At 71.7% G+C, this 14,657-nt stretch carries 13 protein-coding genes; 8 read left to right on the top strand and 5 right to left on the bottom strand.

All coding sequences use genetic code 11. From position 1 onward, the window contains the following. Positions 1–87 precede the first annotated feature (87 nt). On the top strand, positions 88–1,353 hold the full coding sequence (locus tag QFZ75_RS29555; protein WP_307541720.1) for an MFS transporter: 1,266 nt from the start codon (positions 88–90) through the stop codon (positions 1,351–1,353). On the opposite strand, the gene QFZ75_RS29550 is transcribed toward QFZ75_RS29555, so the two are convergent. Both QFZ75_RS29550 and QFZ75_RS29545 read right to left on the bottom strand, forming a co-directional pair. Next, positions 1,287–2,456 carry a hypothetical protein gene (locus QFZ75_RS29550; protein WP_307541718.1) on the bottom strand — a complete coding sequence of 390 codons (1,170 nt, stop codon included), beginning with the start codon at positions 2,454–2,456 and terminating at the stop codon, positions 1,287–1,289. The genes QFZ75_RS29555 and QFZ75_RS29550 overlap by 67 nt on opposite strands. Further along, on the bottom strand, positions 2,453–3,394 hold the full coding sequence (locus QFZ75_RS29545; protein WP_307541717.1) for a 5-dehydro-4-deoxyglucarate dehydratase: 942 nt from the start codon (positions 3,392–3,394) through the stop codon (positions 2,453–2,455). The genes QFZ75_RS29550 and QFZ75_RS29545 overlap by 4 nt, the downstream gene beginning before the upstream one ends. A 287-nt stretch (positions 3,395–3,681) precedes the next feature. Here QFZ75_RS29545 and QFZ75_RS29540 point away from each other — a divergent pair, with 287 nt between their 5' ends. The 7 genes from QFZ75_RS29540 to QFZ75_RS29510 all read left to right on the top strand — a co-directional run bounded on the left by QFZ75_RS29540 (position 3,682) and on the right by QFZ75_RS29510 (position 11,167). Then, on the top strand, positions 3,682–4,506 hold the full coding sequence (locus tag QFZ75_RS29540; RefSeq protein WP_307541715.1) for an NAD(P)-dependent oxidoreductase: 825 nt from the start codon (positions 3,682–3,684) through the stop codon (positions 4,504–4,506). Between the two features lie 280 nt (positions 4,507–4,786). Next, positions 4,787–5,557 carry a DeoR/GlpR family DNA-binding transcription regulator gene (locus tag QFZ75_RS29535; RefSeq protein ID WP_307541713.1) on the top strand — a complete coding sequence of 257 codons (771 nt, stop codon included), beginning with the start codon at positions 4,787–4,789 and terminating at the stop codon, positions 5,555–5,557. Positions 5,558–5,672: 115 nt separating this feature from the next. Continuing rightward, positions 5,673–7,043: a sugar ABC transporter substrate-binding protein gene (locus tag QFZ75_RS29530; RefSeq protein WP_307541712.1), complete on the top strand. Its 1,371-nt coding sequence runs from the start codon at positions 5,673–5,675 to the stop codon at positions 7,041–7,043. Continuing rightward, a complete protein-coding gene (locus tag QFZ75_RS29525) occupies positions 7,040–7,981 on the top strand; it encodes a carbohydrate ABC transporter permease (RefSeq protein ID WP_307541710.1) in 942 nt (313 codons plus the stop codon). The genes QFZ75_RS29530 and QFZ75_RS29525 overlap by 4 nt, the downstream gene beginning before the upstream one ends. Beyond that, a complete protein-coding gene (locus QFZ75_RS29520) occupies positions 7,978–8,859 on the top strand; it encodes a carbohydrate ABC transporter permease (RefSeq protein WP_307541708.1) in 882 nt (293 codons plus the stop codon). The genes QFZ75_RS29525 and QFZ75_RS29520 overlap by 4 nt, the downstream gene beginning before the upstream one ends. Next, complete coding sequence (locus tag QFZ75_RS29515) at positions 8,856–9,845, top strand: zinc-dependent alcohol dehydrogenase family protein (RefSeq protein WP_307541706.1); 990 nt, start codon at positions 8,856–8,858, stop codon at positions 9,843–9,845. The genes QFZ75_RS29520 and QFZ75_RS29515 overlap by 4 nt, the downstream gene beginning before the upstream one ends. A gap of 122 nt (positions 9,846–9,967) precedes the next feature. Continuing rightward, entirely contained in the window at positions 9,968–11,167 is a 1,200-nt protein-coding gene (locus tag QFZ75_RS29510; protein WP_307544891.1) for a TerD family protein, read from the top strand. A 73-nt stretch (positions 11,168–11,240) separates the two neighbouring features. Here QFZ75_RS29510 and QFZ75_RS29505 read toward each other — a convergent pair whose 3' ends face one another. The 3 genes from QFZ75_RS29505 to QFZ75_RS29495 form a co-directional block, all read right to left on the bottom strand. Beyond that, on the bottom strand, positions 11,241–12,257 hold the full coding sequence (locus QFZ75_RS29505) for a 1-aminocyclopropane-1-carboxylate deaminase (RefSeq protein ID WP_307541704.1): 1,017 nt from the start codon (positions 12,255–12,257) through the stop codon (positions 11,241–11,243). A 19-nt stretch (positions 12,258–12,276) separates the two neighbouring features. After that, positions 12,277–12,924: a GntR family transcriptional regulator gene (locus QFZ75_RS29500; RefSeq protein WP_307541703.1), complete on the bottom strand. Its 648-nt coding sequence runs from the start codon at positions 12,922–12,924 to the stop codon at positions 12,277–12,279. 86 nt (positions 12,925–13,010) lie between these two features. Continuing rightward, the gene (locus QFZ75_RS29495) at positions 13,011–14,621 is read right to left on the bottom strand and encodes a TROVE domain-containing protein (protein ID WP_307541701.1); all 1,611 of its coding nucleotides are present in this window, start codon (positions 14,619–14,621) and stop codon (positions 13,011–13,013) included. Positions 14,622–14,657 lie beyond the last annotated feature (36 nt).

Below are 14,657 nucleotides of genomic sequence, written 5' to 3'. Positions count from 1 at the left end.
GGTTCCACCGGCCGGCCCCGTGCCGCCGGCCGCCTACGGCATCCGCCCGATCCCGGGGCCGGGGCCTTAGCCGCACGATGACCAGGCATGACGAAACACACGAAGCGGCCGGCCCGGGCGGTGTGCCGCGTCCTCGGCGACCGCGACGCGGGGCTGTACCTGGCGGGTGTCGTGGTCTCCGGGTTCGGCACGTCGGCGATGTGGCTGGTGGCCGGGGTCTGGGTGAAGGACCTGACCGGCTCGGACGGCCTGGCCGCCCTCTGTGTCTTCGCCCTCTGGGCGCCCACGCTGGTCGGCCCCGTCCTCGGCACCCTCGCGGACCGCACCCGCCGCCGGCCGCTGCTGCTGCTGTGGACGAACCTGGGTCTGGCCGTGCTCCTCCTGCCCCTCCTCGCCGTCGACTCCCGGAGCACCGTGTGGATCCTCTACGGGGTGCTCCTGGTGTACGGGGCGGCGGGTGTCGTCCACGACGCGGCGGAGTCGGCGCTGGTGGCCGCAGCCGTCGACCGGCAACTCCTCGGTGATTTCAACGGCCTGCGCATGACCGCCAATGAGGGCATGAAACTGGTCGCCCCACTCGCCGGAGCCGGCCTGTACGCGGCGTACGGTGGCGCCCGCGTCGCCCTCCTGGACGCGCTCACCTTCGTCCTCGCCGCGGGCCTCTACATGCTCTTGCGTGTGCACGAGCCGAAGCCACGTCAGGCAGGGTCCTCCGCCGACCGGCGCGCTCGAACCGCCGAAGGTGCCCGCTACGTGTGGAGTCACGCGGTCCTGCGTCCGCTCGTCCTCGCCGGTGGCACGACGATGTTCTTCGCCGGTCTCAACGGCGCCATGGTCTACGCGGTCGCGGAGGGCCTCGGGCACTCCTCCGCCTACGTGGGGCTCCTGTACGTGGCGCAGGGCGCCGGTTCGGTGGCGATCGGCCTGGCCGCGGGCCCGCTCCTGCGGCGCTTCGGCGAACGCCGTTTCGCCGGGTACGGCATCGCGTTGACCGCCGTGGCCGTGGCGGCCCGTGCGCTGCCGTACGACGTGGTGGCCCTCGCCTCGGCCGCGGCGGTCGGCGTCGGGCTCCCCTGCGTCCTGGTCGCGGCCCTCACCGCGGTCCAGCGGGAGACCCCGGACGCCCTCCTGGGCCGTACGGCGGCGACCGCGGGCACGCTGCTGTTCGCGCCGAACGCGGTGGGACTCGCGCTCGGCGCGGGACTGGTCGAACTCGTGCCGTACCAGCCGCTGTTGGTGATGCTCGGCGTCACCCGGCTGGGAACCGTCCTGCCTCTGCTGCGGCGTCAGCCCAGCCGCGCCAGCGCGTCCGCCACGAGCGACAGGTCCTCGTCCGATGCCAACCCGGCGTGATACAGCCGTAGTTCGGTGGCGCCGGCTCCGGCCGCCCGCGTCGCGTCCTCGAAGAGTGTCGCGGGGCTGCCTCCCATGCCGCGTACCACCGGGAGGTTGGCCGCCAGCACGGTCTCCTCGGTGGCGTGCCCGGCGAAGGGCGTCAGCAGTTCGGGCCCTGTACCGCACGGCACGACCACACCGTCGGCGACGGTGAGGACGTGCCGCGGGTCCACCCCGGCGTTCGCACCCACGTGGTACGAGTCGGGGTCCGCGTGCAGCAGGACCCGGAAGCCCGCGGGAGCCGCCGCGCGCACGGCGCCGACGACCTCCGTCTGCAGGGAACGGGCGACCGAGTCCCGCCACGCGCGCGTGGCGGTGGCGAGCTCGCCGCCCAGCAGCTCCTCCACGGCCTCCCAGCCCCCGGTGGGCGTCCCGCCGCGCCAGACGGGCTCCAGTGCGCGCCGTACCGCGGCCGCCGACTCGTCGCCGTCGAGGCCCAGGTGCGCGTACCCGTCGCGGCACGTGGGGCAGAAGCACAGCGACATCAGGTACGTGCCGGCGTCCCCGAGCGCCACGCCCGCCGTCTTGTCGTGGGCGTGCAGGTGCGGCAGCCCGTACCAGCCGAGGGACTCCAGTTCCGTACCCGCCGCCCCCGGCCGGACGGCCGCCTCGACGGCCAGGTCGGTCAGGTACGCGCGCGTCTCGGGCTGTGCGACGCAGGGGGCCCACGGATAGCGGTCCCCGTAGGCGTTGACCACGGAGGTGTCCGGGAACTCCTCGCCCATCCGGGAGTTGTGCGCGAGGACCACCCAGGTGTGCACGTCGAGCCCGGCGCCCGCGAGCGCCTCGGTGGCCTCCCCGTACGCGTCCCCCGGCGCCCAGTCCCCGGCGGCGTACGGCCGCAGTCTGCGGCCCTGCCAGCGTCCGGGGTCCGCCGGGTAGAGCACGGCCGCGTGCCGGGCGGTGACGATGCGGTGCCGCGGGTGGCGGGGGGTCAGCGCGCGCGTGGAGTGGTAGGCGGACGCGAGTGTCGCCTGCCGCACGCCGAGCCCGGCGATGCGCTCCGCCGCGCCGGGGTCGCCGTTGACGTCCCAGGGATAGACGAAGGCCGACGTCCTCACTTGCCCTCCTCCAGCAGCGCGTGGCCGCGTTCGATCAGCTCGGCGAGCTGCTTGACGTGGTCCTCGGACGGCTCGTGCAGCGGCGGCCGCACCTCGCCCACGTCGAGCCCCTTCAGCCGTACGCCCGCCTTGACGAGCGAGACGGCGTACCCGCGGCCCTGGGCGCGCAGTTCGACGAGCGGCCGGTAGAAGCCGTCGAGCAGCCGGTTCACGACCTCGTCGTCGCCGGAGCCCAGGGCCCGGTGGAAGGCGAGGGCGATCTCGGGCGCGAAGCAGAAGACGGCGGACGAGTAGAGCGTGATGCCGATGCCGCGGTAGGCGAGGCCGGTGAGTTCGGCGGTCGGCAGCCCGTTGAAGTACAGGAAGTCCCCCGGCGCCTCGGACCGTACGGCGCTGACGATGCGCTGCATGAGGTCGAGGTCGCCGGTGCCGTCCTTGAAGCCGATGACCCCTTCGGTGCGGGCCAGTGCCACCACGGTCCGTGGCGTGAAGACGGCGTTGTCCCGCTGGTACACGATGATGTCGAGGGAGGTCGCCGCGGCCAGTTCCGTGTAGTGCCGCAGCAGCCCTTCCTGCCCGGCGACCACGAGGTAGGGCGGCATGGCCAGCAGTCCGTCCGCGCCCGCCTCCTCGGCGAGCCGTGCGTACCGCACCGCGAGGGCGGTTCCGTAGCCGGCGCCCGCGACGACGGGTACGCGGCCCGCGCTCTCCTCGACGGCCGCCCGTACGCAGTCCTGGAACTCCTCGGGCGTGAGTGCGTGGAACTCGCCGGTGCCGCAGCAGGCGAAGACGGCGGCGGCACCGGCCTCGACGCCCCGCCGGACGTGCTCGCGGTAGACGTCCAGGTCGACGGCGCCGGCACGGTCGTACGCGGTGACGGGGAAGAACAGCGGCCCGCTCGGGATACCGAGGCGGGCGGCGAGGGGGGCTGACGACACGGGCTCTCCCTAGAGCATGTACGCACACGCCACCCGTGCACGTTTCTGATTTGCGTCTACATCTCTGAACATGTCCACGCTAAAGCGCCCTCTCCGGGGCGGTCAAGCGGGGAAACCCGCATTCCCGGAGCAATAAAAGACCACGAACGAAGCGGAGGGGCAGCGGATTCCACACCCACGCGCGACACTTGACGCGGGCGGCGGACGATCCTTAGCGTGTCCACGCATGTGAATGCCGTACACGGTGAAGCACACGCTTACGGCTGCTGATTCTAGGAGACCCGAGGATGCCCGCTCCCCGCACCATTCTGCTCACCGGCGCCGCCGGCGGCCTCGGCACCCTGATGCGCGGGCTGCTGCCCGCCTACGGCTACCAGCTGCGCCTGCTGGACCTGCGCCCGATCGAGGGCGAGCCGGACGCGATCGTCGCGGACCTCGGCGACCGGCAGGCCCTGCGCGAGGCCGTCCGGGGCGTGGACGCCGTCATCCATCTCGCGGGCATCTCCCTGGAGTCCACCTTCGACAAGATCATGAAGGCGAACATCGAGGGCACGTACCACCTGTACGAGGCCGCGCGCGAGGAGGGCGTCGGGCGCGTCGTCTTCGCCTCCTCCAACCACGCGGTCGGCTTCACCCCGCGCCCGGAGGGCGAGGCGCCCCACGGGCCGGGCGCGCTGATCCCCATCGACACCCCCCGCCGCCCGGACACCTTCTACGGCCTGTCGAAGTCGTTCGGCGAGGACCTGGCGCAGTTCTACTGGGACAAGCACGGCCTGGAGACCGTCTCCGTCCGCATCGGCTCCTGCTTCCCGGAGCCGACCACCGTGCGCATGCTGTCGGTCTGGATGAGCCCCGGTGACGGCGCCCGCCTCTTCCACGCGGCACTGACCGCCGAGGGCGTCGGGCACAGCGTCGTCTACGGCTCCTCCGCCAACACCCGCCTGTGGTGGGACCTCACGACCGCCCGCGCGCTCGGTTACGAGCCGCAGGACGACTCGGAGCGGTACGCCGGGAAACTGATCGCGGAGCAGGGCGAGCTGGACCCGGCGAACCCGGAGCACGCCCGTCTGGGCGGCGCCTTCGTGAGCAACCCGCCGGTGTGGCCCCACTGACGTCCGCGTCCGGCCCACGGCACTTCCAGCCACCCCCTACGCACCACCTCCCGGGACGGGCGGGCACCGAACGGGCCCGCCCGCCCTGCCGTTCGGGCACGCGCAGTGCCCGGATTACGCTCCGTCGCAGGTCCGACGCGGGCAGCCGTCTCAGCCCACGGGCACATGCGGGCGCCATCGGGCCCGCAACAGGCCTGGTCAGTGGCGCGTACCGGCTGTAGAACTTCCCCCAAGGGCCGCACCGGGCCCGAACGGGCAGTACGCAAGGGAGCGGAAGCGGGTGTCGGGCATGAGCGCGGAAGAAAGACAGCGGGAGATCGTGAAGACCGCCCGGCGCACCGGCGCCGTCGACGTGAACGAGCTCGCCGCCGAACTGGGCGTCGCCCGGGAGACCGTGCGCCGCGACCTGCGTGCCCTGGAGGACCACGGCCTCGTCCGCCGCACACACGGCGGCGCCTACCCCGTGGAGAGCGCCGGCTTCGAGACGACGCTCGCCTTCCGCGCCACCAGCCACGTACCCGAGAAGCGCCGGATCGCGGCCGCCGCGGCCGAGCTGCTCGGGGACGCGGAGACGGTCTTCGTCGACGAGGGCTTCACCCCCCAGCTCATCGCCGAGTCACTGCCCCGGGACCGACCGCTGACCGTGGTCACCGCGTCCCTGGCCACCGCGGGCGCGCTCGCCGAGGCCGACAACAAGACGGTGCTGCTGCTGGGCGGCCGGGTCAGGCCCGGCACCCTGGCCACCGTCGACCACTGGACGACGAAGATGCTCGCGGGCTTCGTCATCGACCTGGCGTTCATCGGCGCCAACGGCATCTCCCGCGAGCACGGCCTCACCACCCCCGATCCCGCCGTCAGCGAGGTCAAGGCACAGGCGATCCGGGCCGCGCGGCGCACGGTGTTCGCGGGCGTGCACACCAAGTTCGGCGCCGTCAGCTTCTGCCGGTTCGCCGAGATCAGCGCCTTGGAAGCGATCGTGACGAGTACGTTCCTGCCCACCTCCGAGGCCCACCGCTACTCGATGCAGGGACCCCAGGTCATCCGGGTCTGACAGCGGGCCACACGAGTCCGCAGAAGGTCGCAGGAGGCCGAGAACCCGACCCACTGGCACGACACCACACTCCCCCAAGCCATCCCTTATGTACTGATTGATCCAGGAGTGATCCATGCGAACCCAGAGCCGACGGAGGCCGCGCGTGATGTTCGCCGCGGCCGCCGCAGGGACGCTGCTCGCCCCGCTGCTCTCCGGTTGCTGGGCCGGAGCGGGCGGTGCGGGCTCCGGTGGCAACTCCATCAACGTCCTCATGGTCAACAACCCGCAGATGGTGGAGCTGCAGAAGCTCACCGCGGCCCACTTCACCAAGGAGACCGGCATCAAGGTGAACTTCACCGTGCTGCCGGAGAACGACGTCCGCGACAAGATCAGCCAGGACTTCGCCAACCAGGCCGGCCAGTACGACGTCGCCACCCTGTCCAACTACGAGATCCCGATCTACGCCAAGAACGACTGGCTGCACGAGATGGACTCGTACGTGGCCGAGGACCCGGCGTACGACGAGCAGGACGTCCTCAAGCCGATGCGCCAGTCGCTCACCGCGGAGGACGGCAAGCTGTACGGACAACCCTTCTACGGCGAGTCGTCCTTCCTGATGTACCGCAAGGACGTGTTCGAGGCGAAGGGCCTCACCATGCCCGAGCGCCCGACCTGGACGCAGGTGGCCGACCTCGCCGCGAAGGCGGACGGCGCCGAGTCGGGCATGAAGGGCATCTGCCTGCGCGGGCTGCCCGGCTGGGGCGAGATCATGGCCCCGCTCACCACGGTCGTGAACACCTTCGGCGGCACCTGGTTCGACAAGGACTGGAAGGCGCGGCTCGACTCCCCCGAGTTCCGGAAGGCGACCGAGTTCTACGTCGACCTCGTCCGCGAGCACGGCGAGTCGGGCGCGGCCCAGTCCGGCTTCGCCGAGTGCCTGAACAACCTGACCCAGGGCAAGGTCGCCATGTGGTACGACGCCACGTCCGCGGCCGGCTCCCTGGAATCGGCGAAGTCCCCGGTCAAGGGGAAGATCGGCTACGTACCGGCACCGGTCGAGAAGACGGACTCCTCCGGCTGGCTCTACACCTGGGCCTGGGGCATCCAGGACGCGTCCCGCAACCCCGACAAGGCGTGGAAGTTCGTCTCCTGGGCGTCCAGCAAGGAGTACGAGCAGCTGGTGGGCGACGAGATCGGCTGGTCCAACGTGCCGGCCGGCAAGCGCGCCTCGACGTACACGAACGCCGACTACCGCAAGGAGGCCGGCGCCTTCCAGGAGATGACCAAGAAGGCCATCGAGGGCGCCCGGCCCACCGATCCCGGCGTACAGCCGCGGCCCGCGCCCGGCATCCAGTTCGTCGGCATCCCCGAGTTCACCGATCTCGGCACCAAGGTCTCCCAGGAGATCAGCGCGGCCATCGCCGGACGCCAGTCCGTCGAGTCGGCCCTGAGGAAGTCCCAGAAGCTGGCCGAGGAGATCGCCGAGGAGTACGAGGGACGATGACCGCGACAACGACAGCCCCCGTGGCCGCACCACCCGTACGCACGGACAGGAAGCCCCCCTCCGGCCGCCTGCGCGCCTGGGCGACCCGGGCCCCGCTCCTGCCCGCCCTGATCTTCATGATCGCCGTGACCCAGCTGCCGTTCGTGGCCACGCTGGTGATCTCCTTCTTCGACTGGAACTCGCTCTACCCGGACGCCCGCAGCTTCACGGGCTTCGGCAACTACACCGAGGTCCTCACCGACGCGGCCCTGCGCAAGTCGGTCTGGACGACGATCCTGCTGACCGTCTCCGTCGTCCTGGCCAGCCTGGTCCTGGGCCTGGGCCTCGCCCTCCTCCTGGACCGGAAATTCCGGGGCCGCGGCCTGGTCCGCACCCTCCTGATCGCGCCCTTCCTGGTGGTCCCCGTAGCGGCGGCCCTGCTCTGGAAGCACGTGCTCTACAACCCCGAGTACGGCCTGCTCAACGGTCTGCTGCACTACGTCGGCGGCCCGGAGCCGGACTGGATCTCCAACACCCCGCTGCTCGCCATCGAGATGTCCCTCGTCTGGCAGTGGACGCCCTTCATGATGCTGATCCTGCTGGCGGGCCTGCAGAGCCGGGACCACCAGCAGATCGAGGCGGCCGAGGTCGACGGCGCGAGCGCCTGGCAGGTCTTCCGCTATCTGACCCTCCCCCATCTGCGCCGCTACCTCGAACTGGGCGCCCTGCTGGGGTCGATCTACATCGTGCAGAACTTCGACGCGGTCTTCACGATCACGTCCGGCGGCCTGGGCACCGCGAACCTGCCCTACACCGTCTACCAGACCTTCTACCAGGCCCACGAGAACGGCCTCGCCTCCGCGGCCGGCGTCCTGGTCGTCATCGGTTCGATCATCATCGCGACCTTCGCACTGCGCGTGGTCTCGTCCCTGTTCCGCGAGGAGGTGGGCCGCGCATGACCGCCACCGCCGTACAAGCACGCCCCAGCAGCACCGAGGCCACCGGACCCGGCCCCCGCCGCGCCAGGGGACGGGGCCTGGGCCTGGTCGCCTGGCTGGCCGGCATCGTCTTCTTCCTGCCCATCGCCTGGATGGTCCTGACCTCCTTCCACTCCGAGGAGGACGCGGCGACCAACCCGCCGTCCTTCGGGGCGGCCCTGACCCTCGACGGCTACCGCGAGTTCTTCGGCACGGGCGGCGGCGCGAGCCCCTGGCCGGCCCTCACCAACTCCCTGGTGGCGTCGCTGGCGTCGACGCTCCTGGTCCTGGTCCTCGCCCTCCCCGCGGCCTACGCGCTCTCCATCCGCCCGGTGAAGAAGTGGACGGACGTCCTCTTCTTCTTCCTCTCGACGAAGATGCTGCCGGTCGTCGCGGGTCTCCTGCCGATCTACCTCTTCGCGAAGAACACCGGGATGCTGGACAACATCTGGCTCCTGGTCATCCTCTACACGTCGATGAACCTGCCGATCGCGGTGTGGATGATGCAGTCCTTCCTCGCCGAGGTCCCGGTGGCCATCATCGAGGCGGCCCAGATAGACGGCGCGAGGCTGCCGACGATCCTGACCCGCGTGGTGGCTCCCATCGCCCTGCCGGGCATCGCCGCCACCTCCCTGATCTGCTTCATCTTCAGCTGGAACGAGCTGCTCTTCGCCCGCGTGCTGACGGGTGTGGTGGCGGAGACCGCCCCGGTCTTCCTCACCGGCTTCATCACCAGCCAGGGCCTGTTCCTGGCGAAGGTGTGCGCCGCGTCGCTCGTCGTCTCCCTGCCGGTGCTCGCCGCGGGGTTCGCCGCCCAGGACAAACTGGTCCAGGGCCTGTCACTGGGAGCCGTCAAATGAAGGCCGCCGTCATCGAGTCCGTGGGCAGGGCCGTCGTCACCGAGGTCCCGGACCCGACGCCAGGGCCCCGCGAGGTCGTCGTGGAGGTCGCGGCCTGCGGGCTGTGCGGCACGGACCTGCACATCCTCCAGGGCGAGTTCGCGCCCAAGCTGCCCATCGTCCCCGGCCACGAGTTCGCGGGCGAGGTCGTCGGGGTGGGCAGGCAGGTCACGGAGCTGTCGGTCGGCGACCAGGTCGCCGTCGACCCCTCCCTCTACTGCCACGAATGCCGCTACTGCCGCACGGGCCACAACAACCTCTGTGAGCGCTGGGCCGCGATCGGCGTGACGACGGGAGGCGGCGCCGCCCAGTACGCGGTCGCGCCGGTGGCGAACTGCGTCAAGCTCCCCGAGCACGTACGCACCCAGGACGCGGCCCTGATCGAGCCCCTGTCCTGCGCGGTACGCGGCTACGACGTGCTCAACTCCCGCCTCGGCGCCCACGTGCTGATCTACGGCTCGGGAACGATGGGCCTGATGATGCTGGAACTGGCCAAGCGGACCGGCGCCGCGAGCGTCGACGTGGTGGACATCAACCCGCAGCGTCTGACCACCGCCCGGCAGCTCGGCGTCTCGGCGTCCGCCACGAGCGCCGACGAGCTGGACCGGCCGCAGGGCTGGGAGCTGGTCATCGACGCCACGGGCAACGCGGCGGCGATCCAGGACGGCCTGGAGCGGGTCGCCAAGGCCGGCACGTTCCTCCAGTTCGGGGTGGCCGACTACGCGACCCGGGTCTCCATCGACCCGTACCGCATCTACAACCAGGAGATCACCATCACCGGCTCGATGGCGGTCCTGCACAGCTTCGAGCGCGCGGCGGAGCTGTTCGCGACGGGCGTCCTGGACCCGGACGTCTTCATCTCCGACCGCCTGCCCCTGGACCAGTACCCGCAGGCCCTGGACCAGTTCGCCGCGGGCGTCGGCCGGAAGATCGTGGTGACCCCGTAGGGACGAAGGACCGCGCTGTTCCCCGCGCCCCCGGACGGGGGCGCGGGGAACAGCGCGCTCAAGCTGGTCGCTTGGTAAGGGAACGGCAAAGAGAGCCCGCTCGTTCTCCCGGCATGACAGCTATGACCCCCGGCTCGAACATCCCTCTCCCCGTCACCCGCGTGACGGTGGACGTCGCCGCCCCGGTGCGGCTCGACGTTTCGGGCCTGCTGCTCACCGCCGACGGCAAGGTGCGCTCCGACGACGACTTCATCTTCTACAACCAGCCCTCCGGTCCGGGCGTGACCTACCGCTCCGGCGGCGGCAGCACCCCGGACTCGATCACGGTCGACACGACCGCCGTGCCCCCGGGCATCGAGAAGATCGTCGTCACCGCGAGCCCGGACGCCGCGGGCCAGACGTTCCAGGGCATCGAACCGACGGCCACGATCCGCAACGCGGACGACGGCTCCGTCCTCTCCTCCTTCACCCCGCCGCAGCTCGGCGCGGAGACGGCCCTGGTCATCGTCGAGGTCTACCTCCGCAACGGCGCCTGGAAGGCCCGCGCGGTCGGCCAGGGCTACGCGAACGGCCTGGCGGGCATCGCCACGGACTTCGGCGTGAGCGTGGAGGAGCCCGCCCCGCCGGCGCCCGCCGCCCAGACCCCGGTGGCGCCCCCGCCCCCGGTGCAGGCACCGCCGGTCACCGCCGCCGCGGCCCCGCCCGCACCGCCGGCCGCTCCTCCCGCCCCCGCCCCCGGCGCCGGAAAGATCAACCTGGACAAGGGCCGGGTGAGCCTCCAGAAGAACCAGACCGTGTCCCTGGTCAAGGGCGGCCGCCCCTTCCTCTCCCAGGTGAAGATGGGCCTGGGCTGGGAGCCGGCGTACCGGGGCAAGGACATCGACCTGGACGCCTCGGTGATCGCCTACGGCCCGCAGCGCAACCACATCGACAGCTGCTACTTCGGCAAGCTCTCCATCGTGAACGGCGCGATCAAGCACTCCGGCGACAACCTCACCGGCGAGGGCGGCGGAGACGACGAGGTGATCGTCGTGGATCTCGGCCGTCTCCCCCAGGAGGTCACGGGCCTGGTCTTCACGGTGAACAGCTTCTCCGGCCAGAAGTTCACCGAGGTGGCCAAGGCCTACTGCCGCCTCCTGGACGCCGCCACGGGCGAGGAACTGGTCCGCTTCGACCTCACCGGCGCGGAGCCCCAGACCGGCGTGATGATGGCCAAGCTCATCAAGCAGTTCTCCGGCGAGTGGGAGATGACGGCTCTGGGCGACTTCGTCAAGTCCCGCACGGTGCGCGGCATGGTGAAGCCCTCGGCCCAGGCCCTGTAGCGGTCCGCTACGGCCCCGCCCCCCGCGAACGCGCCGGGAGCGGGGCCGTCGTCGGGAGCGGGGCCGTGCCCGCTCAGAACAACGCGCTGTACGCGTTCAGCGCGGGCTGCCCACCGAGATGGGCGTACAGCACGGTGGATCCCGCCCCGATCTCCCCGCGGCCGACCAGGTCGATCATCCCTGCCATGGACTTCCCCTCGTACACGGGGTCGGTGACCATCCCCTCGGTCCGGGCGGCAAGCCGCATCGCCTCCAGCGTCGCCTCGTCGGGAATCCCGTAGACACCGGCGTGATACCGCGCGTCGAGCTCCACATCGTCCTCGGTCAGCTCGGCCCGCACCCCGACGAGCCGCCCCGTGCTGTGCGCGATCCGCGCGATCTGCTCCCGGGTCCGCCCGGGCGCGGCCGAGGCGTCGATCCCCACCACACGTCGCACGCGCCCGCCCGCCTCCTCCAGCGCACGGAACCCGGCCACCATCCCCGCCTGGGTGGACCCGGTCACCGAGCAGACCACCACGGTGTCGAAGAAGACCCCCAGATCCCGCTCCTGCTCGGCGACCTCGTAGGCCCATCCGGCGAACCCGAGCCCGCCCAGCGGATGGTCGGAAGCCCCCGCGGGAATCGCGTACGGCTTGCCGCCCCCGTCCTCGACCTCCCGCAGCGCCAGCTCCCAGCTCTCCTTGAACCCGATCCCGAACCCGGCCCGCACGAGCCGCACATCGGCGCCGGCGAGCCGGCTGATCAGGATGTTGCCGACCTTGTCGTACACGGAGTCGGGCCACTCGACCCAGCTCTCCTGCACCAGCACGCACTTGAGCCCGGCCCGGGCGGCACAGGCCGCCACCTGCCGCGTGTGGTTGGACTGCACCCCGCCGATCGAGACGAGGGTGTCGCAGCCCTGGGCCAGCGCGTCCGCGACGAGGTACTCGAGCTTGCGGGTCTTGTTGCCCCCGTACGCGACACCGGAGTTGCAGTCCTCCCGCTTGGCCCAGAGCGAGGCGCCACCGAGGTGCGCGGTCAGCCGCTCCAGCGGATGCACGGGCGAGGGCCCGAAGAGAAGAGGGAAACGCTCGAACGAGGACAGGGACATACTCGGCCTCCCAGCCAGCTCAGTCAGCACTGTCGACGAGGCCTTCGAGCCCTCGCCAGATCTCCGCGGTGACCCGGACGGCCTCGTCCACGTCACCCTCCGCACACGCCTCGATGAGCCGCTCGTGCAACCCGGCCGACCGGCAGGTGCCGCCCTCGCCGAAGCGGCGCCGTTCGAGCCGCCGGATCAGCGGCGTGTACCGCGCGACGGTCGCCGCGGCCGCCCGGTTGCGGCTCACCCGCACCAGAACACCGTGCAGCTCGTCGTCGGCACGCAGTGCGCCGTCGACGTCCCCGGTCCGCACGGCCTGCGCGAACCGGGCGTTGGCCGAGCGCATCACCGTGACGTCCGCCCCGCTCAGCCGCGGCACGGCGACCCGGGCGGCCAGTTCGTGCATGGCCCCGACCACGGCGGCCGCGTCCCGCACCTCGGCGGCCACCACCGGGGTGACCCGCGTATAGCTCTGCGGCTTGCTCTCCAGCAGCCCTTCGTCGACGAGCCGCGAGAAGGCCTCCCGCACGGGCGCCCGGGACAGCCCGAGCCGCTCGGCGAAGTCGGCGTGCCGCACGACGGCACCGGGCTCGATCTCGCCGGCCACGATGGCGTCGCGGATCATCAGGTAGGCCTGGTCGCGAAGCAGTGTCCGGGAGACCGATCGGATAGGCATAACTGAAATGTTAGATGTCAATCACTCCTCCGACAAGGCGGAGGGGCGGTCCCCACCGAAGTGGGGACCGCCCCTCCGCCCGCCGATCAGCCCGCGGCCGGCGTCCCGGCCCCCTCCCAGGGCCAGGCGGCGTCCCGGGCCGCCTCCAGGAGCGGCACCATCCGGAAGGCCGCGTCCGAGAGCCCGCCGAACGTGTGCCGGTTCCCCGCCCCGGCCCCCGAGGGGGCGTGCCCGGCCCGGTACCCCGCGAGGTTCCACGTGTACACCGGCACATGCGGCGGGACCTGCTCGGTCGGATCCCCACCCTGGCTGTACGCGGCCTGCTCGTCGGTCACGATCAGCACCCGGTCGTGCTTCCTGTAGCGCCTGCGCACGGCCTCGCTCGTGTTCGTCCCCCCGAGATCCCCGAACCGCTCCAGCACCTTCAGCACGGACTCCCCCCGCCGGAACCGCACCACGTCACTGCCGGTGCCGAACTCGACGAGGTCCGCCTTCTCGGCCCGCAGCGCGAGCGCCGCACCGAAGACGGCCGCCGCGTCGGCCCGGCTGAGCTCCGAGCGGTCGGACATGCGCGAGTAGAACATTGAGCCCGACCGGTCGACCAGGACGAGCGTCCGCCCGCGCAGCGCGGGCACACCGGCCAGCGAGTGCCCGAGCGCCTGCTCCAGCGGGTACGCCCACCGCAGCGACGGCGCGTGCCGGTACGCGGCGAGATACCGGAACGGGAACTGCCGCGAGCGCGCGACCTCCGCCGGATCACTGATCTTCGCGGCGACGAACCCCGCCACCTCGTCCGAGACCCCGGCCTCGTCGAAGTTCCGCAGGTTACGGACCAGCGCCATCGCACCCATGGACGGAATGACGGCCTCCCATGCCGCGGCGTCCATCGGCCCCTGCAGCCATCCGGCCAGCGCCTCCCAGGTCATCCCGGCCGCCGCGAGTCGCTCGGCACCCCCCTCGGACGTCACCACCGCACGCCGCTGGTCCACCGGCACCGCCATCAGCTCGCGGTGCGCGGTGAGCACGTGGTCGGACGCGGGCGGCACGGCGGTGTCCGGGTGGTGGCGGCGGTCCAGGGCGTACCGGAACAGCTCGCCCTGCCACGGCCTGCCGGGGTCGGGCGCCGCGTGCACGAGGTTGAGGACGTCGCCGAAGCGGTAGCCCCTGGACGCCGTGTCGTACTTCAGCAGCGACCTGCCGCCGTAGAGCCGCCGCACGGCGTCGGCGATGCCGCGCTTGACCGGCTTGGGCACGGCTCGGCCGTACCGCGCGGTCCAGTACGCGAGCAGCTCACCGGGCTCGTCGGGGCGCCGCAGCACGGAGGCGACGACCTGCCGGTTCGCCGGACCGTCCGTGACGCCCGCGTCGAGGCGCGCCTTGACGTACTCGGCGGCGCCCACGATCGACGCGGTCCGCATGTTGCCCTCGCCGCGCAGCCAGCCGAGCAGGGCGGCCGTCCAGGACGGGTCGGCGACGGCCAGCTGCCGTACGAGCGCGGCGAACCGGTCGTCGCGCGCCGGCCCGTCCTCGTAGAAGGTCTTCTGGGCGACGAAGTTGGCGATCGAGAGCAGGAAGAGCTCGGAGCGCGGGTCACGCTCCGCCCCCCGCCCGCCCTCGTACGTCCGCAGCACACGCCCTGTGGAGGTGACACGCGAGGTGCCCTGTGCCCCGGCCGCCTTGTTGTTGAACCGCGCCATGATGAATTCCCCCGAATCCACGTTCCTGGACGAACA

The sequence above is a fragment of the Streptomyces sp. V3I8 genome (assembly GCF_030817535.1).
GTDB lineage: Bacteria > Actinomycetota > Actinomycetes > Streptomycetales > Streptomycetaceae > Streptomyces.
Note: the sequence above shows the minus strand (reverse complement) of the source record. Positions and strands in the feature narration are given on the sequence as shown.

Bases quoted from the DNA above. Each gene is read 5' to 3' on its own strand.
- QFZ75_RS29555 (WP_307541720.1), top strand. From the start codon at position 88: ATGACGAAACACACGAAGCGGCCGGCCCGGGCGGTGTGCCGCGTCCTC.
- QFZ75_RS29540 (WP_307541715.1), top strand. From the start codon at position 3,682: ATGCCCGCTCCCCGCACCATTCTGCTCACCGGCGCCGCCGGCGGCCTC.
- QFZ75_RS29530 (WP_307541712.1), top strand. From the start codon at position 5,673: ATGCGAACCCAGAGCCGACGGAGGCCGCGCGTGATGTTCGCCGCGGCC.
- QFZ75_RS29525 (WP_307541710.1), top strand. From the start codon at position 7,040: ATGACCGCGACAACGACAGCCCCCGTGGCCGCACCACCCGTACGCACG.
- QFZ75_RS29520 (WP_307541708.1), top strand. From the start codon at position 7,978: ATGACCGCCACCGCCGTACAAGCACGCCCCAGCAGCACCGAGGCCACC.
- QFZ75_RS29515 (WP_307541706.1), top strand. From the start codon at position 8,856: ATGAAGGCCGCCGTCATCGAGTCCGTGGGCAGGGCCGTCGTCACCGAG.
- QFZ75_RS29510 (WP_307544891.1), top strand. From the start codon at position 9,968: ATGACCCCCGGCTCGAACATCCCTCTCCCCGTCACCCGCGTGACGGTG.
- QFZ75_RS29505 (WP_307541704.1), bottom strand. From the start codon at position 12,257: ATGTCCCTGTCCTCGTTCGAGCGTTTCCCTCTTCTCTTCGGGCCCTCG.
- QFZ75_RS29500 (WP_307541703.1), bottom strand. From the start codon at position 12,924: ATGCCTATCCGATCGGTCTCCCGGACACTGCTTCGCGACCAGGCCTAC.
- QFZ75_RS29495 (WP_307541701.1), bottom strand. From the start codon at position 14,621: ATGGCGCGGTTCAACAACAAGGCGGCCGGGGCACAGGGCACCTCGCGT.